General features: G+C 46.0%; 24 protein-coding genes and 1 other RNA gene. 7 read left to right on the top strand and 18 right to left on the bottom strand.

Translation table 11 applies throughout. From position 1 onward, the window contains the following. Positions 1-20: 20 nt before the first annotated feature. The 8 genes from mraY to rsmI form a co-directional block, all read right to left on the bottom strand. Positions 21-1,103, bottom strand: coding sequence for a phospho-N-acetylmuramoyl-pentapeptide-transferase (gene mraY, locus AB6E30_RS00685; RefSeq protein WP_017059284.1), 1,083 nt, complete (start codon positions 1,101-1,103; stop codon positions 21-23). Then, positions 1,100-2,473: a UDP-N-acetylmuramoyl-tripeptide--D-alanyl-D-alanine ligase gene (gene murF / locus AB6E30_RS00680; RefSeq protein ID WP_372083351.1), complete on the bottom strand. Its 1,374-nt coding sequence runs from the start codon at positions 2,471-2,473 to the stop codon at positions 1,100-1,102. Before murF ends, mraY begins: the two co-directional genes overlap by 4 nt. Next, positions 2,473-3,957 (bottom strand): UDP-N-acetylmuramoyl-L-alanyl-D-glutamate--2,6-diaminopimelate ligase, encoded by a 1,485-nt coding sequence (gene murE / locus AB6E30_RS00675; RefSeq protein ID WP_372102398.1) that lies wholly within the window; start codon positions 3,955-3,957, stop codon positions 2,473-2,475. Before murE ends, murF begins: the two co-directional genes overlap by 1 nt. Before the next feature lie 18 nt (positions 3,958-3,975). Further along, positions 3,976-5,733 carry a penicillin-binding transpeptidase domain-containing protein gene (locus AB6E30_RS00670; protein WP_372090016.1) on the bottom strand — a complete coding sequence of 586 codons (1,758 nt, stop codon included), beginning with the start codon at positions 5,731-5,733 and terminating at the stop codon, positions 3,976-3,978. Next, a complete protein-coding gene (gene ftsL / locus AB6E30_RS00665) occupies positions 5,730-6,047 on the bottom strand; it encodes a cell division protein FtsL (protein ID WP_017062901.1) in 318 nt (105 codons plus the stop codon). The genes AB6E30_RS00670 and ftsL overlap by 4 nt, the downstream gene beginning before the upstream one ends. A 3-nt stretch (positions 6,048-6,050) precedes the next feature. Then, complete coding sequence (gene rsmH / locus AB6E30_RS00660; RefSeq protein WP_372102396.1) at positions 6,051-7,001, bottom strand: 16S rRNA (cytosine(1402)-N(4))-methyltransferase RsmH; 951 nt, start codon at positions 6,999-7,001, stop codon at positions 6,051-6,053. A 228-nt stretch (positions 7,002-7,229) separates the two neighbouring features. Beyond that, an RNA gene (gene rnpB, locus AB6E30_RS00655) (RNase P RNA component class A) lies at positions 7,230-7,669 on the bottom strand. Positions 7,670-7,845: 176 nt separating this feature from the next. Next, a complete protein-coding gene (gene rsmI, locus AB6E30_RS00650; protein ID WP_171732329.1) occupies positions 7,846-8,712 on the bottom strand; it encodes a 16S rRNA (cytidine(1402)-2'-O)-methyltransferase in 867 nt (288 codons plus the stop codon). A gap of 61 nt (positions 8,713-8,773) precedes the next feature. Between rsmI and AB6E30_RS00645 the strand changes: the two genes are divergently transcribed. The 4 genes from AB6E30_RS00645 to AB6E30_RS00630 are packed head-to-tail and all read left to right on the top strand — an operon-like array spanning position 8,774 to position 12,191. Further along, entirely contained in the window at positions 8,774-10,591 is a 1,818-nt protein-coding gene (locus AB6E30_RS00645) for a penicillin-binding protein activator (protein ID WP_102428614.1), read from the top strand. Continuing rightward, positions 10,578-10,976 (top strand): YraN family protein, encoded by a 399-nt coding sequence (locus tag AB6E30_RS00640; protein WP_017059277.1) that lies wholly within the window; start codon positions 10,578-10,580, stop codon positions 10,974-10,976. Before AB6E30_RS00645 ends, AB6E30_RS00640 begins: the two co-directional genes overlap by 14 nt. 2 nt (positions 10,977-10,978) lie before the next feature. Then, a complete protein-coding gene (locus AB6E30_RS00635; RefSeq protein WP_004729817.1) occupies positions 10,979-11,569 on the top strand; it encodes a phosphoheptose isomerase in 591 nt (196 codons plus the stop codon). Between the two features lie 16 nt (positions 11,570-11,585). Then, on the top strand, positions 11,586-12,191 hold the full coding sequence (locus AB6E30_RS00630; protein ID WP_017059276.1) for a BON domain-containing protein: 606 nt from the start codon (positions 11,586-11,588) through the stop codon (positions 12,189-12,191). Positions 12,192-12,445: 254 nt separating this feature from the next. On the opposite strand, the gene sspB is transcribed toward AB6E30_RS00630, so the two are convergent. The 8 genes from sspB to zapE all read right to left on the bottom strand — a co-directional run bounded on the left by sspB (position 12,446) and on the right by zapE (position 18,785). Beyond that, positions 12,446-12,940 carry a ClpXP protease specificity-enhancing factor gene (gene sspB / locus AB6E30_RS00625; RefSeq protein ID WP_017072808.1) on the bottom strand — a complete coding sequence of 165 codons (495 nt, stop codon included), beginning with the start codon at positions 12,938-12,940 and terminating at the stop codon, positions 12,446-12,448. 6 nt (positions 12,941-12,946) lie between these two features. Beyond that, positions 12,947-13,582, bottom strand: a complete 636-nt coding sequence (sspA, locus tag AB6E30_RS00620; protein WP_009848943.1) for a stringent starvation protein SspA — start codon at positions 13,580-13,582, stop codon at positions 12,947-12,949. A 97-nt stretch (positions 13,583-13,679) separates the two neighbouring features. Continuing rightward, entirely contained in the window at positions 13,680-14,417 is a 738-nt protein-coding gene (locus tag AB6E30_RS00615) for a cytochrome c1 (RefSeq protein ID WP_017061436.1), read from the bottom strand. Further along, positions 14,414-15,679 carry a cytochrome bc complex cytochrome b subunit gene (locus AB6E30_RS00610; RefSeq protein ID WP_017061435.1) on the bottom strand — a complete coding sequence of 422 codons (1,266 nt, stop codon included), beginning with the start codon at positions 15,677-15,679 and terminating at the stop codon, positions 14,414-14,416. Before AB6E30_RS00610 ends, AB6E30_RS00615 begins: the two co-directional genes overlap by 4 nt. Next, positions 15,679-16,269 (bottom strand): ubiquinol-cytochrome c reductase iron-sulfur subunit, encoded by a 591-nt coding sequence (gene petA / locus AB6E30_RS00605; protein WP_017061434.1) that lies wholly within the window; start codon positions 16,267-16,269, stop codon positions 15,679-15,681. The genes AB6E30_RS00610 and petA overlap by 1 nt, the downstream gene beginning before the upstream one ends. A 330-nt stretch (positions 16,270-16,599) precedes the next feature. Further along, a complete protein-coding gene (rpsI, locus tag AB6E30_RS00600) occupies positions 16,600-16,992 on the bottom strand; it encodes a 30S ribosomal protein S9 (RefSeq protein ID WP_004740758.1) in 393 nt (130 codons plus the stop codon). Positions 16,993-17,005: 13 nt separating this feature from the next. Continuing rightward, positions 17,006-17,434 (bottom strand): 50S ribosomal protein L13, encoded by a 429-nt coding sequence (gene rplM / locus AB6E30_RS00595; RefSeq protein WP_010434689.1) that lies wholly within the window; start codon positions 17,432-17,434, stop codon positions 17,006-17,008. A 247-nt stretch (positions 17,435-17,681) separates the two neighbouring features. Further along, on the bottom strand, positions 17,682-18,785 hold the full coding sequence (gene zapE, locus AB6E30_RS00590) for a cell division protein ZapE (RefSeq protein WP_136982229.1): 1,104 nt from the start codon (positions 18,783-18,785) through the stop codon (positions 17,682-17,684). Positions 18,786-19,004: 219 nt separating this feature from the next. On the opposite strand from zapE, the gene zapG reads away from it, so the two are divergent. The 3 genes from zapG (at position 19,005) to degS (ending at position 22,165) form a co-directional block, all read left to right on the top strand. Next, complete coding sequence (gene zapG, locus AB6E30_RS00585) at positions 19,005-19,460, top strand: Z-ring associated protein ZapG (RefSeq protein WP_017061432.1); 456 nt, start codon at positions 19,005-19,007, stop codon at positions 19,458-19,460. Positions 19,461-19,586: 126 nt separating this feature from the next. Beyond that, a complete protein-coding gene (locus tag AB6E30_RS00580) occupies positions 19,587-20,942 on the top strand; it encodes a Do family serine endopeptidase (RefSeq protein WP_017061431.1) in 1,356 nt (451 codons plus the stop codon). A 158-nt stretch (positions 20,943-21,100) separates the two neighbouring features. After that, positions 21,101-22,165: an outer membrane-stress sensor serine endopeptidase DegS gene (gene degS, locus AB6E30_RS00575; protein ID WP_372102394.1), complete on the top strand. Its 1,065-nt coding sequence runs from the start codon at positions 21,101-21,103 to the stop codon at positions 22,163-22,165. A 102-nt stretch (positions 22,166-22,267) separates the two neighbouring features. Here degS and parC read toward each other — a convergent pair whose 3' ends face one another. Together parC and parE are read right to left on the bottom strand one after the other, a co-directional pair. Beyond that, on the bottom strand, positions 22,268-24,526 hold the full coding sequence (parC, locus tag AB6E30_RS00570; RefSeq protein ID WP_017070836.1) for a DNA topoisomerase IV subunit A: 2,259 nt from the start codon (positions 24,524-24,526) through the stop codon (positions 22,268-22,270). 3 nt (positions 24,527-24,529) lie between these two features. Next, positions 24,530-26,410, bottom strand: coding sequence for a DNA topoisomerase IV subunit B (gene parE, locus AB6E30_RS00565; RefSeq protein WP_017061428.1), 1,881 nt, complete (start codon positions 26,408-26,410; stop codon positions 24,530-24,532). Positions 26,411-26,501: the final 91 nt, after the last annotated feature.

The following is a 26,501-nucleotide window of genomic DNA, read 5'->3' as shown; positions in this document are numbered from 1 at the left end:
ACTCAGAGGCTCACATAGGATTAACGAACTTTCAGTGTCGCTAGGCCAACCAGTACTAATACCATTGAGATTATCCAAAAACGCACGATAACACGCGGCTCTGGCCAACCTTTAAGTTCATAGTGGTGGTGAATCGGTGCCATGCGGAAAATACGCTGACCACGCAATTTGTAAGAGCCCACCTGCAGAATCACTGACAGAGTCTCCATTACAAACACACCACCCATGATCACTAGTACCAACTCTTGACGAACGAGTACCGCAATCACACCTAACGCACCACCCAGTGCTAGAGAGCCAACATCGCCCATGAATACTTGTGCTGGGTAAGTGTTAAACCATAGGAAGCCAAGGCCTGCACCAACGATAGCAGTACATACCACCACCAGTTCAGAGGTGTATGGGATGTATGGAATGTGTAGGTATGCTGCAAAGTTAACGTTACCTGTCGCCCAAGCGATAACAGCAAAACCAGCTGCAACCATAACCGTTGGCATAATCGCCAAGCCGTCTAGGCCATCAGTTAGGTTTACCGCGTTACTAGTACCCACAATAACAAAGTAAGTCAGCACGATGTACAGCAGGCCAAGTTGTGGCATCACATCTTTAAAGAAAGGCACCACTAATTGTGTCGCAGCAGTGTCTTGCCCATGAGCATACAGAGCAAACGCCACAACCAATGCAATAGCCGATTGCCAGAAGTACTTCCAACGCGCAATCAAGCCATCAGTGTTCTTACGAACCACTTTACGATAATCATCAACAAAACCAACTGCACCGTAACCGCCTAGCACGACAAGTACGGCCCAAACGTAAGGGTTTGATAAGTCAGCCCAAAGTAAGACCGTAATGATGATCGCAGCAAGGATCATCACACCACCCATGGTTGGTGTACCACGCTTACTGAAGTGAGACTCTGGGCCGTCATTACGAACAACTTGGCCAATTTGCAGCATTTGCAGACGCTCAATTAAACGAGGTCCCATCCACAGCGACAGACATAAAGCCGTCAAAATGCTCGCGATTGCACGAAACGATAAGTATTCGAACAAACGGAAAAAAGAAAAGTGTGGCTGTAGTAGCTCTGCAAGCCAAATTATCATGAAAAGTTCTCCTTTAAAGCAGCGGCTATTTTACTCATTCCTGCACTATTGGCGCCTTTTACCAACAAGGTATGTGGCGCGTTTTCTGGCAAGCTCAAGTGCTGCTCTATGTGCGCGATCATCGCTTCATGCGTTGCAAAGTGAGTGCCGTTACACACTTCACTAATCACCTTGGTATCATCACCGTAAGTGAGTACATGCTCAAAAGCGAATGGGGCAGCATATTCACCGACTTGACGGTGAAGTGCAAGGCTTTCATCGCCTAATTCAGCCATATTGCCTAAAATCAACCAACGCTGACCTTTGAAGCTCGACAACAATTTAGCTGCAGCTTTCATTGCCGGTACGCTGGCGTTGTAACTGTCATCTATCAGCTTGATATTCTGACTTAATTGTTGAACCTCAACTCGGCCTTTAACTGAGATAAGATTCGCTAAACCGCTTTTAATTTCTGCAAGCGTGGCACCGAATTGAATGCTCAGTGCAGCTGCCGCTAATGCGTTTGCTACATTGTGCTGACCAATAATGCCAAGTTCGACATCGATAGCACCTTGCGGGGTCTGCATATCAAAGCAAGCTTCACCCTGCTCGTTGATGCGAATATTCGTCGAAAAGTAATCCGCCGTGTCATCACTTTCAGAAAAGGTCAGTACGTTTTTGTCTGCAAGCACATCTTTCCAGAAGTCACCACCATTGCTCTCTAGGTTAACAATAGCAGTATCACCAGCAGCAAGCCCCTGAAAAATTTCGCCTTTCGCTTGTTTAACACCATCAATTGAGCCAAAGCCCTCTAGATGCGCGGCAGCAACGTTATTCACTAAGGCCACCTGTGGTTTCACAAGCTGCGTGGTATAGGCAATTTCACCAATGTGGTTCGCGCCCAGTTCTATCACGGCATAGTCGTCATTGGGTTCACTGCGCAGCAAGGTTAGTGGTACTCCAATATCATTATTGAAGTTACCCGCTGTAAACAGCACTTTGCCACGTTGTTGTAGAATACTCGCGACCATCTCTTTGACGGTCGTTTTGCCACAGCTTCCTGTTATCGCCATGGTTGGCACGTTACATTGTTTGTGGATCCAAGCACTTAGCTGACCTAAAGCAAGTTTAGTGTCTTCAACAACAACTTGAGTAATATTTAGGTCAAGTTTTCGTTGAACTAATAACGCACTCGCATTGGCCTCAACAGCCTGACCACAAAAATCATGCGCATCAAAACGTTCACCTACGAGAGCAACAAACAGTGCACCTTCTTCAACGGTGCGAGTATCGGTAGAAACCGCATTGATCAAACTATTGCTCGATTTGCCAGCCTCTATCAGCTGACCACTGACCACGGAGCAGATCTGCTCGAGTGATACATCAATCATTATGAAATACCTAAAAGTTGTAGTGCTGACTCTCGATCCGAATAGTGGATCGTTTTGTCTTTCAATACTTGGTAATCCTCATGGCCTTTACCTGCCAGAAGAATAATGTCGTTATTACCCGCCTGCTCTAGAGCAAACTTAACCGCCTGAAAGCGATCGTGTTCAACAAAGGCGACTTCAGGCTCACTTAAACCTGCCAGCATGTCTTTAACAATCAATGCCGGGTCTTCACTGCGAGGGTTGTCATCTGAAATAATAATGTTATCGGCGAACTGCTCTGCGGTAACCGCCATCATAGGGCGCTTGCCTGTATCTCGATCACCACCGCAGCCAAAGATTGCCCATAGCTTTCCAGAGCAATGTACACGTAGTGCTGCCAATGCTTTCTCTAATGCGTCAGGTGTATGCGCGTAGTCGACAACCACTTTCGCTTTGTTTGGTACTTGGAACAATTCCATGCGACCAATAACAGGTTGCAATTGAGGTGCTGTGTCGATCAAGGTTTGCTTGTCGATGCCTAGTACAAGTAGGGTCGCGAAAGCAACCAATACATTTGATGCGTTGAACTGGCCAATTAAAGGAACAGACAGTTGTCCCTGCCCCCAGCTACCATCAAAAGCGAGTTTGATACCCGTCTCTGCATAAGCAACATCCGATGCCCATACTGACTGCTGGTAGCCCGATAACGGAAGCAATGACACAGCTACTGCATTGGACAGATCAGCCATCCAAGCTTTACCGACTTCATCATCAACATTAATCACAGCGTGCTTACACTTATGCTGAGTAAACAAGCTCTTCTTAGCCAGAGCGTACTCTTGCATCGTGCCGTGGTAATCCAAGTGGTCACGGCTCAAGTTAGTAAATACACCAGCCTCAAAATCCAATGCCTTAACTCGGCCTTGAACCAAACCATGAGACGAGATTTCCATCGCGGTATAAACAGCGTTTTCTTCAGCCAACTCACTCAGCGTACGTTGTATTTCAATCGCACTACCGGTCGTATTCGCCGCCGTTTTAAGGTTGTCTAGAAAACCGTTACCCGTGGTGCCCATTACCGCAGAGCGTTGGCCGACTAAATCTAGCCACTGAGCAATCAATTGGGTGATAGTGGTTTTGCCATTGGTGCCGGTAACACCAATTAGCTTAGTCGCCTGAGACGAGTAAACACGACCGGCCAACTCAGATAACACCAAGTTAAGGTCTTTAATGTAAACAACCGGAACAGCATCCAACCACTCAATCAGACCATGGGCCTTTTCAGCATCAGCTTGTGCGATAACGGCATTGGCTCCCTGTGAGACCGCTTTGTCAATGAAACGACGGCCATCAACAGCATGCCCAACTACAGCAACAAAAATATCGCCGTCTTTGATGGCACGACTATCCAACTCCAACTGTTCAACGGCAATCGCATCCAGCTCAGGTGAACTAAAGTCACTCCAAAGAGAAAGTAAAGATGACAGCGTGAGGCTATTACTCATATTGAATCCTGATTGGCTCTATTCTTGAAACTTGTTTTCATCAGCAGGGACATTCAGAATTTGCAGTGCGCCCTTCATGATTTCAGAAAAAACAGGGGCTGCGACCGAGCCACCATAGTAGAGGTCACCTTGAGGTTCATTGATCATCACAACCAAAGAGACTCTTGGGTCACTCACTGGAGCAACACCTGCGGTATAGGCGAAGTACTCGTCTCCATAACCACCGGAAATCGCTTTTCTAGATGTACCTGTTTTTGCTGCTACTCGGTAACCCGGCACGGCAGCTCTTGTCGCTGTACCGCCCTTTTGGGTTACGCCTTCTAGCATGTTCAAAACCAACTCAGCATTTTCGCGCTTGATGATCTGTTTTGAGAAATCTTGGTCGTTGCTTTTAACGATATGGATAGGTTCGTAAACACCGTGATTCGCTAACGTCGCATAGGCATGAGCCAATTGCAGCGGAGTAATCGCTAGACCATAACCAAAGGATAAGGTAGCGATTTCAAACTTAGACCAGCGTCGACGGTTCGGGAAAATACCCGCGGTCTCACCGACTAGATTCAGCCCAGACATCTCGCCAAGACCAACAGAACTGTACATGCCCAGTAGCGCTTCAAGTGGCATATCCAGTGCTAACTTCGCCACACCGATGTTACTCGACTTCTTAAGGATTAACGCCAAGTCTGCCTTACCAACTTTGGAAGTATCACGTACACGGCTACCACCGATTTGCATGATGCCGTTACCCGTATCAATTACAGTATCAGCATCCGCGGTACCATTTTCGAGAGCGGCAAGAACAACAAACGGCTTAACCGTCGAACCTGGCTCAAAAGCATCGGTGATCACGCGGTTACGCATCTTAAAGCTTTGTAAATCAGCACGATTGTTTGGGTTGTAAGACGGTGCGTTAACCATGGCCAAAACCGCACCCGTTTTTACGTCTAATAAGATGGCAGATCCAGACGTCGCCTTGTGATCGGCTACCGCCTGTTTAATCGCTCGGTAGGCGATCGCTTGTAATCGTTGATCGATCGTTAGCTCGAGTGGTTTACCTTCTTCACGCTCTTCTAGTGCAATGTTTTCAACTACTCGCCCGTAACGGTCTTTACGGATTGTACGTTTACCTGCTTCACCCGTGAGCCACTTATCGTAGCTGCGCTCGACACCTTCTAGGCCGTGTCCATCAATTCCGGTCACACCAATAAGATGCGCGCTGACTTCACCGGCTGGGTAATAACGACGTGATTCTGCTTTAAGACCAATACCCACCAGCTTTAAGTCGCGGATGTATTTCGCCATTGCTGGGCTAACTTGTCTTTGCAGGTAAATAAATCGACGGGATTTGTTGCTAGAGATCTTGTTGATCATCGATTGTCGATCTAAGCCAAGTACATCAGCTAGCGCATACCAACGATCAATTTGGGCCATGCCATTTTTATCGAAGATGGTTTTCGGGTCAGCCCATACCGCCTCAACAGGCACACTGACGGCAAGTGGTTCGCCATTGCGGTCTGAAATAATACCGCGGGCAGAAGGAATAGCCTTAACACGTACAGAACGAAGGTCGCCCTGACGAATTAAGTTATCTGGTTCAATGACTTGGATGTAAGCCACACGACCTACTAGTACAGAAAAGGCAACCAACACAAAAGCAATAACGACGTTGAAACGCCATTTAATCAGAATTGGATCCGAGTCCTTTTCGCTCTTCACTCGCTCTTTCGTTGGTTTCTTAACGGCTTTCGCGGGGGCTTTTTCCTTTTTTCCGGTCATTTCAGTGTGATCACAACTTCTTTGTCGGAGTCTGGACGTTTCATGTCTAGCTCTCGTTTTGCCGATGCTTGAACGCGGCTATGTTCAGCCAGAGCCGTCTCTTCAAGCATTAAATTTCGCCATTCATTATCAAGCTGTTCACGCTCACTCAATGCCATGTCTTTTTGCGTGATTGCCTGACGTGACATGTGTGTCGTGAGAACGACCCCCATCGCGCTCGCGAAGATACAGATAAGCAGCACCAATGGGACCTTACCCACGGAGATCAAATCAAAAAATATTATCTTGGCTAAGTTCGGCTTGGAGGTCTTCATTGACTATAGCTTTTCTGCGATTCGTAATACTGAGCTACGTGAACGAGTGTTCTCATCCACTTCGCCTTTCGATGGTTTGATCGCTTTACCGACAGGCTTAAGATCAGCACTGCCTAGCGCTTTGATCTGCTCTTCTGTTAGTGGCAGGCCATGTGGTACTTGCGGACCTTGGCTCTCTTTACGGATAAAGCGCTTCACCATGCGGTCTTCAAGAGAGTGAAAGCTAATAACAGACAAACGGCCTTGAGGAGCAAGAATGCTTGCTGCGCCTTTCAGGGCTGTATCGATCTCTTCAAGTTCACTGTTGATGTAGATACGGAAGGCTTGGAAAGCACGTGTTGCAGGGTGCTTTTTCTCTTTGAAGCTTTTTGGAGCGACGTCCGAGATAAGCTTAGCCAGTTGACCAGTGCGCGTTAGTGGTTCGTTCTCTTCATTCTCTTGATAAGCAATGATACCTTTCGCGATACGACGAGCATGTTTGTCTTCACCGAACTCACGGATAACCCATGTGATGTCATCAAGATCGGCTTCAACTAACCACTGAGAGACAGGAATACCAGTTGTTGGGTCCATACGCATATCAAGCGGGCCGTCTTTCATGAAGCTAAAACCACGCTCAGCGTCATCTAGCTGTGGTGAAGAAACACCTAGATCCAGTAACACACCATCCACTTGACCGACTAAGTCATAACGCTCCGCATATTCAGCCATACCAGAGAACGGGCCGTGAATAATCGTAAAACGAGGGTCATCAATCTTTTGCGCTTCTGCAATCGCTTGTGGATCACGGTCAATACTAAAGAGTCGTCCATTCTCGCCCAGTTTAGACAGGATTGTACGGCTGTGACCACCACGGCCAAAAGTACCATCGATGTAGGTACCGTCAGGTTTGATCGCAAGTCCGTCAATAGATTCGTTAAGCAATACTGAAATATGTTTGAATGCTTCTGTCATAGTCTTCTCAGTGAGTGGATTGAGCCATTAGTTCGGCAATAATTTGTTCTATTAACGTTTTAGTGTACTGATTTCACGCCGTATCTCCACCATATTGTGTATAGGCTTTGGGAATTTTTGACCCAAGCTCATATCAGGGTGAAGGATTCTAAGGAAATCTAAATAAATTACGTCAATATAAAGCAAAAAACCCATCACTACCGTTAAGTAATGATGGGTTCTTTATATAGGTGGAGTTGACACATACGCCGGGTTCTGTTCCGCTTGCGCGGCGGTAACCATTCGTCTAGGCCTGCAATCGCTCACAGGCTCAAGCAATCTACCCGCCCCCATACGCGAGCAACGCAATGTGAGGGCCTATTTGATCTTGCTCCGGGTGGAGTTTACCTTGCTACAAACTGTTGCCAGTCGCACGGTGCGCTCTTACCGCACCCTTTCAGCCTTACCTGTGCCCCTTCCGAAGAAATGAGGCCATCGGCGGTCTTCTCTCTGCTGCACTTGTCGTGGGCTCGCGCCCCCCAGACGTTATCTGGCACCCTGCTCTATGGAGCCCGGACGTTCCTCCCCTCTGCCAGTCTCCCGAAGGACTTCAACGTCAGTTTCCCGAAGGACCTCAACGTCAGTCTCCCGAAGGACATCAGCAAAGCAGCGATTACCCGTTCAACTCCGAGGGCGGATTGTATAGAGATTAGAGTGCAGTGTCTAGCGAGATCACAAATATGGTGCAAACCTCTAAGCAACTGCGTGAATTTTACACAATTCAGACAAAAAAAGAGGAATAACGGCAATACCATCACTCCTCACAAGCTTTTCAATACAGGTTAGCTACTCTATAAAGAGGTTTCTAGTGGTCTAGATGCTCTAGGCCCCATTTGTATAACGCGTTCTTTTTCAGATTGTAGATTTCAGCTGTCATTGCCGCCGCTTTTTTAAGAGGTAACTCTTTAGTTAGGATACCCAGAGTACGAGTCGCTTCGTCTGGCAGTTCTGTGCTCGCTTCTTCACGATGACCATGAATCAGTAACACCATCTCACCGCGCTTACGGTTCGAATCTTCTTCAATCCACTCAATCAACTCACCCAGTGGCAATCCTTGAATTGTTTCGAATGTCTTAGTCAGCTCACGTGCCAAGACAACTTCACGGTCTGGGCCTAAGATCTCAAGCATATCTTGTAGAGAATCTGAGATTCGATGTGGTGATTCGTAGAAGATACACGTGCGCTCTGCTTTCGCGATCTCTAGGAACTTATCTTTACGACCTTTGCTCTTTGGCGGCAAAAAGCCTTCAAAGCTGAAACGATCAGACGGTAAACCAGACGCACTCAATGCCGTAATCACTGCACAAGCACCAGGAAGTGGCACAACTCTCACACCCGCTTGACGACATTGTGAGACAAGATGGTAACCTGGGTCACTAATTAAAGGAGTACCCGCATCAGAGACTAATGCGATAGACTGACCTTCTAATAACCTTTCGACTAGAACTTGCGCTTTAGTTTGTTCATTATGATCATGTAAAGCGAACGTTCTGGTTGATATATTGAAGTGAGCAAGCAGCTTACCCGTGTGGCGTGTGTCTTCGGCTGCAATAACATCGACACTTGATAAAATTTCAATTGCTCTTTGAGTGATATCTCCCAAATTTCCGATTGGGGTTGGCACAATGTAGAGAGTTGGGCTCTCTGTGAGCAAGGTTTTGTTATCTGTCATTTGTTTACCATCACTTCAACGATTAATATAGATACAAATTTATACGGAATTTAAAGAACTCATGGCAACGATGAACCATAAGAGACTCAGTGTACCACGCTTACTAACTCCAATTGCATTAGCAATTACATTGGCGGCTTGTTCTTCAGGTCCTCAAGCACCAACGAGCGTTGATATTACACTAGATCCAGCGCAATCAACTGAAAGTTACATGATGCAGGCGGATAGTAGCAAAGGAAGTCTACAAAACGACTGGTTAATCATGGCACTTAAGGCTTCTGTGCAAGCTGGAAAAACCGATCAAGCAACTCTGTTGATCAAACGCTTAGCAAAACAAGAGCTGAGCGAAACGCAACAAGCGGAATGGCAATTAGCTCGCGCTCAACTGTTGGTGAATAACTCGCAGCCTGAACAAGCTTATAGCCAACTGAACTTCCAGCCTTGGTGGAAACTTCCGAACGAGCAGTGGAAAGATTATCACGAGCTACGCGCGAACATTTCTGAAATGCAAAGCGAGTATTTTGAAGCAAGCCGTGAGTTAGTTCTTTATTCAGAGTATCTAGACGCTGATGACGAGCTCCAACAACAAGCTGCTGACCGTATTTGGCAGAACCTAAATAGCTACTCTCAATATGAGATTCTAGAGCTTAAAACGTCGCCTACAGAAGACGTTCTAGCAGGTTGGTTACAGCTGGCGATTTACATGAAGACGCTGAATTCAAACCTTCCAAACCTGCAGGAAACCCTGTCTGATTGGCTAGCAGAGAATTCTCAGCACCCAGCAGCAACATATACACCTCAGGCGATCACTGACATCTTGGCGCTAGAGATCAGCAAGCCAACCAGCACTGCACTATTACTGCCGCTAACGGGTAAATACGGTAAGCAAGCACAACTGGTACGTGATGGCTTCATCTTTGCGATGATGAACGACAAAGAACGCGAAGAAGATGCAACGCTGACAGTAATGGATACCAACGTGCAAAGTGCTGCTGAGATTAAAGCGACACTGGAAGAGAACAACGTTGATTTCATTGTGGGTCCGCTGATCAAGAGCAACATTACTAAGCTTCAGCAAGCGCAGAAAAACCACGAGAATTCGATTCCAGCTTTAGCTCTGAACATTCCAACGCAACTAGAACCTGATACCAATATTTGCTATCTCGCTCTATCGCCTGAACAAGAAGTTGCTCAGGCAGCGAAACACCTATTTGCTCAAGGCTACAAGTATCCGCTTATCCTTGCGCCAAGAGGACGTTTAGGTGAGCGTGTTGAGCAAGCGTTTAAAGAAGAGTGGAAAAAATACAGCAGCAACGATGTGGCTATCAGCTTGTTCTCTGACAAACGCCAACTGCAACGTAATGTGAATCAGGTATTTGGCTTGCAAGAGAGCCAACAACGTATCGCTCAAATGGATGGGTTACTGAACCTAGACCTAGAAACAGAGCCACGCAGCCGTCGTGATATCGATTCTGTCTACATTGTGGCTAAGAACTCAGAGCTAACGCTAATCAAACCCTTCATTGAAGTTGCAATTAACCCTGATGCTAGCCAGCCCGCTCTTTTCTCAAACTCACGCAGCAACAGCGGTGATAAGCAGTATGAAGACCTAACCGGCGTGTTCTACAGCGACATCCCACTATTGGTTGAGAACAAAAACGAGCTTAATAAAGAGCTAAACGACCTATGGCCTGCACACTCAAACGGCCAAAAGCGTCTGCAAGCACTGGGAATGGATGCATACTACCTAATGGATGCACTGCCACAGATGAAAGCCGTACAGGGTTACAGCATTCCAGGTGAAACGGGTGTGCTAACCATCGATAACAACTGTGTGGTTCAACGTGAAATCAGCTGGGCAGAGCATGGGGCTTTTTAGCCGAAAGTTCCTATCCAAACCAACCATCACCCACAAACAAGTGGGTGATAAATACGAGGCCGTGGCAAAATCTTATCTGATTAACCACGGTTTATCGTTAATAGAAGAAAACTTCATAGCAAAATGTGGCGAGATTGATCTTATAATGCGCCATAACAATACGGTTGTGTTTGCTGAGGTAAAATACCGCAAGCAAACCCGCTACGGACATGCCGCTGAAATGGTGACTGCCAAGAAGTCACAGAAACTGCTCAAAACAGCCAATGTTTGGCTTATGCAGCAAGGCTTGTCGGTGCACTCTACAGATTTCAGGTTTGATATTGTTGCCATTGAAGGGCCGAATGACACTATCGACTGGATTCAAAACGCGATTACCCAAGGATAAACATGCTAGACAGCATTAAAGAAAGTTTCACAGAAAGTATTCAAATCCAAATTGCGGCTGCAGAAGCTCTGCCTGACGCAATCACGCATGCCGCTCAAGCAATGGTTGCGACCTTGCTTAACGGAAACAAAATTCTTTGTTGTGGTAATGGTGGTTCGGCGTCGAATGCTCAGCAATTTGTATCGTGCCTACTCAACCGATTTGAAACAGAGCGCCCTAGCCTTCCAGCGATGGCACTCACAGCAGATAACACCACGCTAACGGCTGTGGCTAACGACTACCACTATGAAGAGATCTTCTCTAAGCAGGTACGTGCGTTTGGTCAAACTGGCGATATTCTGTTGGCTATCTCGACTAGTGGTAACAGCAAGAACATCATCAAGGCAATGGAAGCGGCGGTAACTCGCGACATGACAATTATCGCCTTTACCGGTAAAGATGGTGGTGAGATGGCAGGTTTGCTTGGTGAACACGATGTAGAGATTCGTATCCCTTCACACCGTACAGCGCGCATTCATGAAGTACACATGGTGACACTACACTGCCTATGTGACCTAATCGATCAAGTACTCTTCCCTGCTCACGAAGAGTGATATACGGAGCATCACAATGAAATCATTAACCTCTATGAGGCTGTTTAAGCTGATTAGTGTTTCGCTACTTACACTGTCTCTGTCTGGTTGTGCTGGCATTTTCATTGCTGGTGCTGCAACCACTGCAAACCTAGTCACGGATACGCGAACAACCAAAGAGATTTGGAACGACAACAACATCGAATTTGAAGTCGCAGCGATTACCAATAAACAACCATTCCGTGGCAACGTACGTGTCACCGCAAGCTCGTACCGAGGTTCGGTGGTATTGATGGGACAAGCAACCACAGATTCAGAACGTCGCGCTTTTGAAAACCAAGCCAAAGAAGTGGCTGGCGTTGAGAGCATCCACAATCAGGTTCGAGTGAAAGAACCTTTGTCTGTAAGTGCTATCAGTAAAGACAGCTGGATTACCACTAAGGTGAAATCAGCTCTGCTTGCGAATGCTGAGCTTAACGGCATCAAAGTAAAAGTGATTACTGAGGATTCAGAAGTATTCCTACTTGGACTCGTGACTAGAGAGCATGCCGATATCGCGACAGAAGTTGCGCGTAACATATCTGGCGTAAAACAGGTTATTCGAGCGTTTGAATACGGTGAAGAAGAGACGGCTGTTAACTAGCCGTAAGCCAGTCAACTAAATGCGATATAGCAGAAAAGAAAAAGCAGCGACGAGTCGCTGCTTTTTTATTTGGTTCGTTATCTAATACCAATCGTAGTAAATAATCTATCATTCTAGCTTGTTAAAAATTTCGATAACTGCGTTAGAATTTTTGATTGTAGAATAACTACTTATCAAAAAATTCCGCCTTGCTCTCAAGCTTTTTTCCTGCGCTATTTCTGATCACTTACTTACTGTGATTGGTATAACTAACGTTATTTGATAACACGAAGGCTTGGGCGACCTTTCGCTGGACGAGGTGGCTCAGGATCTGAGTCTGGCTCTTCAGCATCTACGTCTGCCGTTGCTACGCTCAAAGATGGGCCTTTTTCTGGTTCTTCAAAAGGACTTTCTTCAATCCCTTCTTCAAACGCTTCCATGTAAGCCTCTTCAGGTTCAAACATGGTACCAGCACCATTTTCACGAGCATAAATCGCTTGTACTGCGTAAAGCGGAACGATCACAGAGTGTGGACGACCACTAAAGCGAGCACTAAACGTCACAGCTTCGTTACCCAGTTCAAGTTGTCCAACCGCACGAGGCGCGATGTTCAGAATGATCTGACCATCTTGAACAAACTCTTCTGGAACTCGCACACCCGGTAATGTTGCTTCAACAACAAGGTGTGGAGTTAGTTCGTTATCAACCAGCCACTCATAAAATGCACGAAGCATGTATGGTCGGCGTGGAGTCATATTAGAAATATCCATAAACGCTTAGCGAACGAGTCGCATCTCACGCTCAGCTTCAGTTAGAGAAGCTAGGAATGAATCACGTTCGAATACGCGGTTCATGTAAATCTTAAGCTCTTTAGAACCAGGACCAATTAGTTCGATACCAAGCTCAGGTAAACGCCATAATAGCGGAGCTAGGTAACAATCAATTAGGCTAAACTCTTCGCTCATGAAGTATTCATACTCAGCGAAGATAGGAGCAAGAGTCAGTAGGTCGTTGCGCAGTTTAACGCGAGCTGCTTCAGATTCTTCAGCGTTGCCTTTAACGATCTTCTCTGCAACTGAATACCAGTTACGCTCAATGCGGTACATCATTAGACGGCTGTTACCACGAGCAACCGGGTATACAGGCATCAACGGTGGGTGAGGGAAACGCTCATCTAGGTATTCCATGATGATCTTCGAGTCATATAGAGCAAGCTCACGATCAACAAGAGTAGGTACTGATTTGTACGGGTTCAGTTCAACAAGCTCTGCTGGTAGATTTTTTTCATCAACCAACTCAACTTCAACACTTACGCCTTTTTCAGCAAGAACGATGCGCACCTGATGGCTATACATATCAGAAGCACTTGAGAAAAGAGTCATTACAGAACGTTTATTGGCAGCTACAGCCATGGAGCCCTCCAGTACACTTTAAATAAAAACAATGGAGGCCTAAAGCCTCCATTGAACATTAACATAATTTGGGAATTAGCACGGTATTATAGCACAATTAGTGCACATCACGCCAATACTCTTTCTTCAGCAAAATCACGATGATAGTGAAGATTACTAAGAAGGCCATTACCCACCAACCCATAGCGTGACGCTCAAGTTGAACTGGGTCGCCCGAGTAAACCAAAAAGTTAACAAGGTCACGAACTGCTTCGTCGTATTCACCAGCACTTAATTCGCCAGAGCCGTCAGTCTCAGTGCCAACAACAACCGTCACTTCCTCGCCATCTACCATATGAGTATCGTAGATTGGTGTTGGGATACCTTGCAGTTCTTCAAGAACGTGCGGCATACCAACGCTTGGGAAAACAATGTTGTTCACGCCAAATGGACGAGACGGATCTTCATAGAAAGTACGAAGGTAAGTGTACAGCCAGTCTGCGCCACGAACACGAGCAACCAATGTTAGGTCTGGTGGCGGAGCACCAAACCAACTTGCCGCTTGATCAGAAGGCATAGCATTAACCATCAAGTCACCGATTTTCGCTTCAGGGTCGAAAATCAGATTTTCCTTCATAAGATCAACGGGGATCTCTAAATCATTCGCAACACGTTCATAGCGCTGGTACTGCGTTGAGTGACAAGCGAAACAGTAGTTCATGAACATCTTAGCGCCATTTTGCAATGAAGCTTTGTCTGTTAAATCATTGTTCGCTTTGTCTAATGGTACGTTTGCACCCGCTGCCATCACCAGTGACGGCAACATAGCAAATAAAATTACAATCCACTTTTTCATTTGAATGTCACCCTTTCTGGTAATGGTTTCGTCGCTTCATTTTTACTGTAGAACCACAGTAGAACGAAGAACATGAAGTAACCTAAGCTAAAGATTTGAGCCAGTAGCGTGTATGTTGGCGTTGCTGGAAGCGCACCAAGTACACCAAGCGCAATAAAGCTTATTGTGAATTGGATGATGTTAATCAAATGCAGTTTGCTACGGTAACGGTAAGAACGCACTTTACAACGGTCGAACCATGGTAGTAGGAATAGCACAACAATAGATGCGCCCATTGCTACAACACCTAGCAACTTATCAGGAACAGCACGCAGAATTGCGTAAAACGGCGTGAAGTACCATACCGGAGCGATGTGCTCTGGTGTTTTCAGTGGGTTAGCAGCTTCAAAGTTTGGCGGCTCAAGGAAGAATCCACCCATCTCTGGGTTAAAGAACAGCACATAACAGAAGAAGAATAGGAAACCGGCCACACCAACCATATCTTTCACGGTCCCGTATGGGTGGAAAGGAATAGAGTCAATGATGTCGTATTTCTTAGTGTAATCCTTGTGGAATGGGAACTGCGTTTTGTAGTCGTCGCCCATTGTGCCTTTAGGAAGTTTCGTCTCAATACCGTCTGGGTTGTTCGAACCCACTTCGTGCAGTGCTAGTACGTGAAGTACGATAAGCAGCAGAAGTACAATTGGTAGAGCGATAACGTGCAGTGCGAAGAAACGGTTCAGCGTTGCACCAGAGATGATGTAGTCACCACGGATCCAAAGCGTTAGGTCATCACCGATAACAGGGATCGCACCAAACAGAGAAATGATTACCTGAGCACCCCAGTAAGACATTTGACCCCATGGTAGTAGGTAACCCATGAAAGCCTCAGCCATAAGCACTAAGAAGATCAACATACCGAAGATCCAAAGTAGCTCACGAGGCTTTTGGTAAGAACCATAGATTAGGCCACGGAACATGTGCAGGTAGATAACAACGAAGAATGCCGAAGCACCTGTTGAGTGCATGTAACGTAGTAGCCAACCGTATTCCACATCACGCATGATGTATTCAACAGAAGCAAATGCACCCTCACCTGACGGTACGTAGTTCATTGTTAGCCAAATACCCGTAAGGATTTGGTTAACCAATACCAACATTGCCAAAGAACCGAAAAGGTACCAAAAGTTAAAGTTCTTAGGCATTGGGTATTCAGATAAATGCTTTTTATACGCATTCATCGCGGGTAGACGTTTCTCTACCCAATCAAGCAATCCTTGCATTACGCGTCTCCCTCGTCCACACCGATCATGATCTTAGTGTCACTCAAATACATATGCTTTGGTACAACAAGATTCAATGGAGCTGGTACGCCTTGGAATACTCGACCTGCCATATCAAACTTTGAACCATGACAAGGACAGAAGAAACCAGACTTAACACCCTGAACTTGTTCTGCAAAAGAATCCGGCAGGTAAGTTGGAGAACAACCTAAGTGCGTACAGAAACCAACAGCAACGAAGAATTCCGGCTTAATTGAACGGAACTCGTTCTGTGCGTATTCTGGTTGTTGTTCAGCTTCAGATTGAGGGTCACGAAGTTGACCACCGATCGATTTTAGGTTTTCTAGTACCGACTCAGCACGGCGTACAACCCATACAGGTTTACCTTGCCACTCGACACGAACCATTTGCCCCGGTTCTAACTTACTGACTTCCACTTCCACCGGCGCGCCCGCAGCTTTCGCCTTGGCACTCGGATTCCATGATTTAATAAAAGGCACGGCTACAGCAGCTGCTCCTAAACCACCAACAACGGCTGTTGTTGCGGTTAAGAAACGCCTGCGACCGTTATTTAAAGGCGCGTTGCTCATCCAAACATTCTCCCATTTGCTCCTTGTGGATTGAAATAATTCCGATTAAAGAGCATGGCTAACAAAATATGTATTTAGTTCTATTTATTGACGGCAAATGATAAATAAAACCCTACTTTTTGACAAGATAAAGCTACCTTTTTGTAACAATCATGAGGCAAAGCGCACATTGGGTTACAAAAGCTTTCAAAATATAAGAATTTGGAAATAAAACGAGGAAGGGAAAGCGTTTAGAGGGGGTATAAAAACAAAAAGCCCGGCATATAGCCGAGCTTTGAACCACAATTCCAGTCGTAAAACTGGGGGCGTGTACTTTTTCGTAAAGAAAAATTAACGCTTAGAGAATTGAGGTTTACGACGTGCTTTACGTAGACCAACTTTCTTACGTTCAACGCAACGAGCGTCACGAGTAACGTAGCCAGCTGCACGTAGAGCAGGACGTAGAGTTTCATCGTACTCCATAAGAGCGCGAGTGATACCGTGGCGGATTGCGCCAGCTTGACCAGAAATACCACCACCAGAAACAGTGATGTAAAGGTCAAGTTTCTCAGTTAGTTCAACTAGCTCAAGAGGTTGCTTAACAACCATACGAGAAGTTGGACGACCGAAGTAAACATCAAGGCTACGCTTGTTGATTACGATCTCACCAGAGCCTGGTTTGATGAAAACACGAGCTGCTGAGCTTTTGCGACGACCAGTGCCGTAGTATTGATTCTCTGCCATTTTCATAATCCCCTTAGATGTCTAGTACTTGTGGCTGTTGAGCAACATGGTTGTGCTCAGTACCAGCGTACACTTTAAGCTTACGGTACATCGCGCGGCCTAGAGGACCACGTGGAAGCATACCTTTAACTGCTAGTTCTAGAACCATTTCTGGTTTCTTAGCAATTAGCTTTTCAAAAGTGATAGTTTTAAGACCACCTGGGAACTCTGAGTGACGGTAGTAAACCTTACCCTTAGCTTTGTTACCAGTTACAGCAACTTTCTCAGCGTTAACAACGATGATGTAATCACCAGTGTCTACGTGAGGAGTGTATTCTGCTTTGTGCTTGCCGCGTAGGCGAGAAGCGATTTCACTTGCTAGACGGCCAAGAGTTTTGCCTTCAGCGTCTACAACATACCAGTCGCGTTTTACAGTTTCTGGTTTAGCAACGAAAGTTTTCATGCTAATAATTACCTATTTAAAAAATTTACACTTAAGGAATACTCGCGTATTCCCACTGTCTAAGAGTTACCATTCATCACCCCTTCGAGTGTTGGAAAACTCTTGGCATAACGTGATTTTACTCATCGCTAGAGGCCCGCAGTAACGGTAGGTCGCAGGATTATAGAGAAGAGCGAAGAAAAAATCACCTCTTTTTGAACAAAATCACGATTTTTTTAATTCTATTTCTTATTCGAGATAATCAAAGCTAACTTAAGTGTTCTTTTGCCAAATATTCATGGCTCTGCATTTCAATTAAACGCGACTGACAACGTTTAAATTCAAAATCTAGCTGACCATGGGTGTATAGCTTTTCTAGCTCCACTTCCGCTGAAATAATCAGCTTCACATTGCGCTCGTAGAACTCATCAACTAATGCAATGAAGCGCCTCGCAGCGTCATCTGAAGTCGCGCCCATTTGCAATACATCCGCCAATAGAACTGTGTGATAAACCCGAGACAACTCAATATAGTCGTTCTGGCTACGAGCCGACTGACAAAGCTGAGCAAAGGTACCATGCAGTACGCCATCACTCGCTTCGACTACATCTAATTGACGGTGGTTAACCTCTATCTGCTTAAGCTTCTCTTTATCTTCACCAACGAGCTGAGCGTAATACTTTTCGAGATTAATATTCGCTTGGCTATCTAGCGGGTAATGGTAAATCTCAGCCTGTTCTAAGGTACGTAGACGATAGTCAATACCACTATCGACATTAAGGATATGACAGTTGTCTTGAATGAGCTTGATGGCAGGTAAGAAACGCGCTCGCTGTAACCCGTTGCGATACAGATCCGCAGGTGGAATATTAGAGGTCGCAACCAAGATAGCGTTTCGAGCGAATAACTCTTGGAACAAGGTTCCTAGGATCATCGCATCGGTGATGTCTGAAACAAAGAATTCGTCGAAACAGATAATGTCCGCTTCTTCCTTCAACTTGTCTGCGACTAAAGGCAATGGATCACTCACATTACCTAGCGCCTTTAGCTCATCATGAACTCGATACATAAAGCGGTGAAAGTGAACACGCATTTTTTTAGTGGTCGGTAAGGCATCATAGAACGTATCCATTAGGTACGTTTTTCCTCGCCCTACGCCACCCCAAAAATAGAGACCTTTCGGTGGTTGTGGCAGTTCTGGCTTTTTGCCTAGTAATTTCTGGAAGCGAGTCAGTTGAGGAATGGGCGTATTCATGTAATCTTGAAATTGATGAAAGAGTTCATCTAAAGATTTTACGGCTTGCTCTTGTGCTGGATCTCTTTGAAATCCATGTTCTTTTATATCTTGTTCGTATTTTTTAATGGGATTCATGACGACATTTCCACAATGAAAGCAATATCAGACAACAACTAAAAATGAGCCCAAACAGTACGAGGAATAACGTGATGTGGTGAATAATTCAGCATCAAACTGCTAACTAGCGCACACGCATTTCTCTTTATACTGCGGCTTTCTCATAGTACCATGGAGCCGTATCACGTGTAACTAAGCAGTAACAAACATGTTAAAAAACAATAATAAGGAGCTGTTATGCCTTGGATGTATGCCGTTGCCGGTTTACTAGTCGGAGTTATTTTAGGGGTCGCTATTTCTCGTCTCATGACACCTGAATACAAAAAACAAAAGAACGTACAGAAAGAATTGGATAGCGCAAAGTTTGCCCTTGAGCAGCAGCGACAAGAGCTGGCTGATCACTTTGCGAAATCAGCAGAAATGTTGGACACATTAGGTAAAGACTACACAAAACTGTACCAACACATGGAAAAAACAAGCTCAGAGCTGATTCCTAACCTGCCAGAGCAAGATAACCCGTTTGTGAAAACAGCCGCTGCCCATTCGGACAAGCCACAAGAGAAGCCTTCAGTAAAAGAGGCGACACTTGAGGAACAACCGAAAGATTACGCTAATGGCGCAACCGGTTTATTTACAGAGCAGAAGAAAGAAATCATGAATGCTCCCGATGTTGTTACAGCAAAAGCATCGTAAACATTTAACACTTCTGTGAACTTTACAAAGGTTTTTGAGTCATAACTTTCACTCAGGTCATTTGAAACTTATCATACTTATTAAACGTATAAGAGGGTTAAGACCTTAACTAGAGAGGAGTTTATGATGAAAAAACCTTTGCTTGCTTTATCAGTGCTAACTTTAAGCTTAAGTTCAATCATCACCCCCATTAAAGCAACAGCCGCACTGCCATTAAGTGTGGGTAATGAACAATTACCGAGCCTTGCTCCTATGCTTGAACAAGTGACCCCCGCTGTGGTTAGTATTGCCGTAGAAGGCAAACAGGTACAACGTCAGCAAATCCCTGAACAATTTCAATTCTTTTTTGGTCCAGAACAAACACGAGAGCGTCCCTTCCGCGGATTAGGCTCTGGTGTCATCATTGACGCCGAGAAAGGTCATATCGTGACCAATTACCATGTCATTAATGGTGCGGACGATATCAAAGTAAAACTGCATGATGGTCGAGAGTACGATGCTGAGCTAATCGGCGGCGACCAGATGTCTGATATCGCACTGCTAAAATTAGAAGAAGCCAAAAACCTGACCCAGATAAAAGTCGCAGACTCAGACAAACTAAGAGTTGGTGATTTTAGTGTCGCGATCGGTAACCCATTCGGACTTGGGCAAACCGTGACATCCGGTATTGTTTCTGCACTCGGCCGTAGCGGCCTGAATCTAGAAAACTTTGAAAACTTCATTCAAACCGATGCAGCAATCAACAGCGGCAACTCTGGTGGTGCGCTAGTGAACCTTAACGGTGAGCTAATTGGTATCAACACCGCCATTCTTGGCCCTAACGGAGGTAATGTCGGTATCGGCTTTGCAATCCCTTCTAATATGATGACAAACCTGACAGAACAAATTCTCGACTTCGGTGAAGTAAAACGCGGCATGCTTGGCGTTCAAGGCGGAGAAGTGACCTCTGAATTGGCAGAAGCACTCGGTTATGAATCAAGCAAGGGCGCCTTTGTTAGCCAAATCGTCCCTGACAGCGCAGCCGATAAAGCAGGACTGAAAGCGGGCGATATTATTGTCTCTATTAATGGCAAACGCATTGATACCTTCAGCGAGTTAAGAGCTAAGGTCGCAACACTCGGCGCTGGTAAGCAGATTGAACTGGGTGTGGTTCGTGACGGTAAGAGCAAAACCTTTGATGTGACGCTTGGTGAATCCACCAATAATAAAACACAAGCTGAGAAGCTCCATGAAGGACTAGCTGGTGCTGAGTTAACCAACACAACAGAGAGTGACTCTGCAACGGGCGTCAAGGTATCGAATGTTGCTCAAGGTTCACCAGCCGAAGCCTATCAACTCCTGAAAGATGACATCATCATCGGAGTAAACCGCCAGCCCGTTAAGAACCTTGCTGAGTTTAGAGAGATTCTTGAAAAACAACCTGGTGTACTGGCGCTTAATATCCAGCGAGGCGACCGAACTATCTATCTTGTGATTCGATAGTCTTACGTCAGCGCAATTACAGGGAGGCTCAGTAAGTTTGCTTTAAACTTACTCAGTCTCCCTTTTCTTTAGATCAATCAAAATGCTATGCTTCACTTGTAATCAAATCAGTCATCCATTGATGGAGGCTTCACACCTTACTTGTTGAAGAGGGAAACATGCTGTCCTTTCTATTTCGTTCTATTTCCCTTGGACTCGTTTCAGCGGCGCTTATTCTTCTCGCCTTCCCGAGCTTAAGACCAGCGATTGTCGCTGACGTCACTAGCCCTAAAGTCGATAATATTGGCTCTCTTCAGATTTCATTTAACCAAGCAGTTCGCCGCGCGGCGCCTGCAGTGGTTAACATTTATAGCCGTAAATACGCTGAAAGCGATCGAAACAAACTGCTCACACAAGGTTTGGGCTCTGGGGTGATTGTTAGCGAGAAAGGCTACATCATTACCAACTTCCATGTGGTGGCTCAAGCAGACCAAATAGTTGTGGCACTTCAAGATGGCCGAGTAGCAGCTGCGCAACTTGTCGGTTCAGACAAACGCACCGATATCGCGATACTTAGAGTCAGCGGTGATAATCTACCGGTGATCCCACTCAATCCTAATTACAAAGCCAATGTCGGTGATGTTGTACTGGCTATCGGTAACCCATACAACCTAGGTCAAACAACAACCTTTGGTATCATCTCTGCAACCGGCCGTTCTTCGATCAGTGCCGATGGCCATCAAGCCTTTATCCAGACCGATGCGGCAATCAATGAAGGTAACTCAGGTGGCGCACTGGTGAACTCACAAGGTGAGCTAGTCGGTATCAATACCGCCTCTTTCCAGCAAGCTACCGACATGGAAACCTATGGGATCTCATTCGCTATCCCCTATCCGCTTGCTAATAAAATCATGGAAAAGATCATCGCCGATGGTCGTGTGATTCGTGGCTATATTGGTATCGATGGACAAGACATCAACTCAGTCACCTCACGCATGTTGGGTACTAAGAATATCGGCGGGATCGTTGTGTTGGGGATAGACCCTAATGGTCCGGCTGCCGATGCGGGTTTTGAAGCTCAAGACATTATTGTCAGTATCAACGATAACCAAGTAAATGGTCGCCAGAGTGTAATGGACATCGTTACCGACCTGCGACCTGGTACAGTTATCGATGTGGGTATATTGCGCCAAGGTGAAAGCAAAACCTTAAAGGTGACCATCGCCGAAGATACTCGCCCGTAGAGCAAACTCTGTAAGCAATGATTCAAGCTGCTAATACACAAGTACAAAAAACCCAGCTCATAGGCTGGGTTTTCTTTTATCTAAAGATTGTTTCAAGTATCTCTACGATTCACTTTGCTCTTCGATATCGATGCGAGTCACTCGCTGTAGTCCTCTAGGCAGTAGACCACCACGACGACCACGTTCACCACGGAAGTTTTCAAGATCCGCAGGTTTCAAACCAAGCTTACGTTTACCGGCGTAGATAGTCAGCGTCGCATTCTCTGGGATAGCCATAAGATGTGAGACAAACTCTTCACGCTCTTTTGCTTTCGCAGAAGGGATGTTGATGATCTTGTTGCCTTTACCTTTGCTCAGCTGAGGGAGATCTTTAATCGGGAACAACAACATACGACCTTGGTTAGTAATCGCCAGAATCTGATTACTGTCCAAGTCAGCAATAGGGCTTGGCATCATCACTTCAGAAGCTTGTGGCAAGTTAACCAAGGCTTTACCGCTCTTGTTCTTGGACAGCAGATCGCTACCCTTACAAACAAAACCATAACCTGCATCAGAACCGACTAACCATAATTGTTCATTCTCTCCCATCACCACTTGGCGAATAGAAGTACCTGGGCTGACGTTCAAGCGGCCTGTAATTGGCTCACCTTGGCTTCGCGCCGACGGTAATGAATGTGACTCAAGGGAGTAGCTTCGACCATCACTGCCGAGGAACACCGCTTGTTGGTTACTCTTACCCTTAGCACTCGCTAAGAATTTATCACCCGATTTGTAGTTCAAACCTTCAGCGTCAACTTCATGCCCCTTGGCATGACGAATCCAACCTTTCTCAGACAACACAACCGTGATTGGTTCGCTTGGTACTAAGTCGCGCTCTGTTAGCGCTTTCGCTTCAGCGCGCTCAATCAGAGGTGAACGACGATCATCGCCGTATTTATCCGCATCTGCTTGGATTTCTTTCTTGATCAGCGTATTCAAGCGACGCTCTGAACCGAGTAGCTTTTCAAGCTTCTCACGTTCAGCTTCAAGCTCTTCTTGTTCCGCTCGGATTTTAAACTCTTCTAACTTAGCTAAGTTACGAAGTTTAATATCAAGAATCGCATTGGCTTGAATTTCAGAAATGTTGAAACGGCTCATTAGGACAGGACATGGTTCGTCTTCTGTACGAATGATCTCAATCACTTCATCGATATTAAGATAAGCAGCAAGCAAACCTTCTAAGATGTGCAAGCGTGCCAGTACTTTATCTAAACGGTACTGCAAACGACGGCGAACCGTTGTGCGACGGAACTCGATCCACTCTTTCAGGATTTGAACTAAGCCTTTAACTTGAGGACGATTATCTAAACCAATCATGTTCAAGTTAACGCGGAAGTTTTTCTCTAGATCCGTCGACGCGAACAGGTGACTCATCAGTTGATCACAATCGATACGATTCGAACGAGGCACCACTACGATACGTGTTGGGTTCTCGTGATCCGATTCATCACGCAAATCATCAACCATTGGTAGCTTCTTAGCGCGCATCTGGTTAGCGATTTGCTCAAGTAGCTTAGCGCCCGATACTTGGTGAGGCAGAGCTGTGATAACAATATCAGAGCCTTCTTTATGCCAAACTGCACGCATCTTGATGCTACCACGACCCGTTTTGTAGATCTTTTCGATATCCGACTTCGGAGAAATAATCTCAGCTTCTGTTGGATAGTCAGGGCCTTGGACGCTTTCCATGATGTCTGATAGCTCAGCTTTCGGGCTATCGATTAGCTTAATCGTCGCATCAGCAATCTCACGCACGTTGTGTGGTGGAATATCGGTCGCCATACCTACCGCGATACCAGTGATACCGTTAAGCAGGATATGAGGCAAACGAGCTGGCAACATTTGAGGCTCTTTCATGGTGCCATCAAAGTTTGGTTGCCAGTCAACAGTGCCTTGACCTAGTTCACCTAGAAGAACCTCAGCAAACTTAGATAATTTCGCTTCGGTATAACGCATCGCAGCGAACGATTTCGGATCATCAGGTGCACCCCAGTTACCTTGACCATCTACCAATGGGTAGCGGTAAGAGAAAGGCTGCGCCATCAATACCATCGCTTCGTAACAAGCAGAGTCACCGTGTGGGTGATACTTACCCAATACGTCACCAACGGTACGTGCTGATTTTTTGTATTTCGATGCAGCCGATAAGCCTAGCTCAGACATCGCGTAGATAATACGACGCTGTACTGGCTTCAAGCCATCACCGATATACGGCAATGCACGATCCATGATCACGTACATTGAGTAATTTAAGTAGGCATCTTCGGTGAACTTGCGCATTGGCAGCTGTTCAACGCCATCATATGTAATTTCGTTAGACATCCATTATACCTCGGCCATATCACCGTTAGTCTGTAGCCATGTACGGCGATCATCTGCACGTTTCTTACCAAGCAGCATGTCCATCATCTCGTTGGTTGCTTCGCTGTCATCAATCGTTAACTGCACAAGGCGACGAGTGTTTGGATCCATGGTGGTTTCACGCAACTGAAGTGGGTTCATTTCACCCAGACCTTTGAATCGTTGCACGTTGATCTTGGCTTTCTTCTGCGATAGTCGCTCAAGCACACCGTCTTTCTCTGCGTCATCGAGTGCGTAGAACACTTCTTTACCGCAATCGATACGATACAGAGGAGGCATTGCCACATAGATATGACCCGCTTCAACTAATGCATGGAAATGGCGAGTAAACAAAGCACACAGCAGTGTCGCGATATGAAGACCATCCGAGTCCGCATCGGCAAGGATACAGATCTTACCGTAACGCAGGCCGGATAAATCATCGTTGTCCGGGTCGATGCCTAGAGCCACCGAGATGTCGTGCACTTCTTGCGAAGCCAATACTTGGTCTGCTGACACTTCCCATGTATTTAGGATCTTACCGCGAAGTGGCATAACTGCTTGGAACTCACGATCACGTGCTTGTTTAGCAGAACCACCCGCCGAGTCCCCTTCCACGAAGAAGATTTCGGTACGGCTTAAGTCTTGAACTGAACAGTCAGTTAGCTTACCCGGCAGTGCTGGGCCTGAAGCGATTTTCTTACGCACAACCTTTTTGCTTGCGCGCATACGGCGGTGGGCATTCGCAATACAAGCTTCTGCTAGCTGTTCTGCCAGTTGTGGCTTTTCGTTCAACCACAGGCTAAACGCATCTTTTACCACACCAGACACAAACGCAGCAGTTTGACGTGAAGACAAGCGCTCTTTTGTTTGACCAGCAAACTGCGGATCTTGCATCTTCACCGACAGTACGTACGAACAGCGATCGAAGATATCGTCGCCCGTTAGCTTAACGCCACGCGGCAGCAAATTACGGAATTCACAGAACTCACGCATTGCATCAAGAAGACCTTGGCGAAGACCGTTTACGTGTGTACCACCTTGTTTAGTCGGTACTAAGTTCACGTAACTTTCGGTGATCATGTCGCCGCCTTCTGGCTGCCAGATGATCGCCCAGTTTGCCATTTCTGTTTCAGCAACGAATTCGCCAACATACGGTTCTTCAGGCAGCAAGGTGTAACCTTTCACGCCTTCGGCAAGGTAGTCTTTTAGACCATCTTCATAGAACCATTTATGCTCTTCACCACCGACTTTGTCGATAAAGGTAATTTCTAAACCTGGGCAAAGCACTGCTTTTGCACGTAGGTTGTTAATCAGACGAAGTGTCGAGAATTTAGGGCTATCGAAGTACTTAGGATCAGGCCAGAAATGTACTGATGTACCACTGTTACGATGACCACAAGTGCCCGTCACAGTAAGCTCTGTTACTGCATGACCGCCTTCAAGTGCGATCTCGTGAACCTGACCTTCTCGGCGTACGGTCACTTCAACACGTTTTGACAGCGCGTTTACAACCGAGATACCTACACCGTGCAGACCACCAGAGAACTTATAGTTGTTATTCGAGAATTTACCGCCAGAGTGGAGCTTAGTTAAAATCAGCTCAACACCTGAGATCCCTTTTTCAGGGTGGATATCGACAGGCATACCACGGCCGTCATCGGTAACTTCTAACGATTGGTCTGCATGAAGTACCACTTTGATCTTCTTAGCGTGTCCCGCTAGTGCTTCATCGACCGAGTTATCAATGACTTCTTGGGCAAGGTGGTTAGGTCTTTCTGTCTCGGTATACATTCCCGGGCGGTGTCGCACAGGGTCGAGACCTTCAAGTACCTCGAGGTCTTTTGCATTATATTGTTCAGTCATAATACGGAGTTTACTCAAAAAGTTTGCGTCAGTTCGCTGGCTCCAGTTTCACTAAAGCAGAATCATTACTATGAACCGTCATAGTAGAGCG

This window comes from Vibrio sp. 10N.247.311.12 (assembly GCF_041467515.1).
GTDB lineage: Bacteria > Pseudomonadota > Gammaproteobacteria > Enterobacterales > Vibrionaceae > Vibrio > Vibrio crassostreae_C.
Note: the sequence above shows the minus strand (reverse complement) of the source record. Positions and strands in the feature narration are given on the sequence as shown.

Bases quoted from the DNA above. Each gene is read 5' to 3' on its own strand.
- mraY (WP_017059284.1), bottom strand. From the start codon at position 1,103: ATGATAATTTGGCTTGCAGAGCTACTACAGCCACACTTTTCTTTTTTC.
- murF (WP_372083351.1), bottom strand. From the start codon at position 2,473: ATGATTGATGTATCACTCGAGCAGATCTGCTCCGTGGTCAGTGGTCAG.
- murE (WP_372102398.1), bottom strand. From the start codon at position 3,957: ATGAGTAATAGCCTCACGCTGTCATCTTTACTTTCTCTTTGGAGTGAC.
- AB6E30_RS00670 (WP_372090016.1), bottom strand. From the start codon at position 5,733: ATGACCGGAAAAAAGGAAAAAGCCCCCGCGAAAGCCGTTAAGAAACCA.
- ftsL (WP_017062901.1), bottom strand. From the start codon at position 6,047: ATGAAGACCTCCAAGCCGAACTTAGCCAAGATAATATTTTTTGATTTG.
- rsmH (WP_372102396.1), bottom strand. From the start codon at position 7,001: ATGACAGAAGCATTCAAACATATTTCAGTATTGCTTAACGAATCTATT.
- rsmI (WP_171732329.1), bottom strand. From the start codon at position 8,712: ATGACAGATAACAAAACCTTGCTCACAGAGAGCCCAACTCTCTACATT.
- AB6E30_RS00645 (WP_102428614.1), top strand. From the start codon at position 8,774: ATGGCAACGATGAACCATAAGAGACTCAGTGTACCACGCTTACTAACT.
- AB6E30_RS00640 (WP_017059277.1), top strand. From the start codon at position 10,578: ATGGGGCTTTTTAGCCGAAAGTTCCTATCCAAACCAACCATCACCCAC.
- AB6E30_RS00635 (WP_004729817.1), top strand. From the start codon at position 10,979: ATGCTAGACAGCATTAAAGAAAGTTTCACAGAAAGTATTCAAATCCAA.
- AB6E30_RS00630 (WP_017059276.1), top strand. From the start codon at position 11,586: ATGAAATCATTAACCTCTATGAGGCTGTTTAAGCTGATTAGTGTTTCG.
- sspB (WP_017072808.1), bottom strand. From the start codon at position 12,940: ATGGATATTTCTAATATGACTCCACGCCGACCATACATGCTTCGTGCA.
- sspA (WP_009848943.1), bottom strand. From the start codon at position 13,582: ATGGCTGTAGCTGCCAATAAACGTTCTGTAATGACTCTTTTCTCAAGT.
- AB6E30_RS00615 (WP_017061436.1), bottom strand. From the start codon at position 14,417: ATGAAAAAGTGGATTGTAATTTTATTTGCTATGTTGCCGTCACTGGTG.
- AB6E30_RS00610 (WP_017061435.1), bottom strand. From the start codon at position 15,679: ATGCAAGGATTGCTTGATTGGGTAGAGAAACGTCTACCCGCGATGAAT.
- petA (WP_017061434.1), bottom strand. From the start codon at position 16,269: ATGAGCAACGCGCCTTTAAATAACGGTCGCAGGCGTTTCTTAACCGCA.
- rpsI (WP_004740758.1), bottom strand. From the start codon at position 16,992: ATGGCAGAGAATCAATACTACGGCACTGGTCGTCGCAAAAGCTCAGCA.
- rplM (WP_010434689.1), bottom strand. From the start codon at position 17,434: ATGAAAACTTTCGTTGCTAAACCAGAAACTGTAAAACGCGACTGGTAT.
- zapE (WP_136982229.1), bottom strand. From the start codon at position 18,785: ATGAATCCCATTAAAAAATACGAACAAGATATAAAAGAACATGGATTT.
- zapG (WP_017061432.1), top strand. From the start codon at position 19,005: ATGCCTTGGATGTATGCCGTTGCCGGTTTACTAGTCGGAGTTATTTTA.
- AB6E30_RS00580 (WP_017061431.1), top strand. From the start codon at position 19,587: ATGAAAAAACCTTTGCTTGCTTTATCAGTGCTAACTTTAAGCTTAAGT.
- degS (WP_372102394.1), top strand. From the start codon at position 21,101: ATGCTGTCCTTTCTATTTCGTTCTATTTCCCTTGGACTCGTTTCAGCG.
- parC (WP_017070836.1), bottom strand. From the start codon at position 24,526: ATGTCTAACGAAATTACATATGATGGCGTTGAACAGCTGCCAATGCGC.
- parE (WP_017061428.1), bottom strand. From the start codon at position 26,410: ATGACTGAACAATATAATGCAAAAGACCTCGAGGTACTTGAAGGTCTC.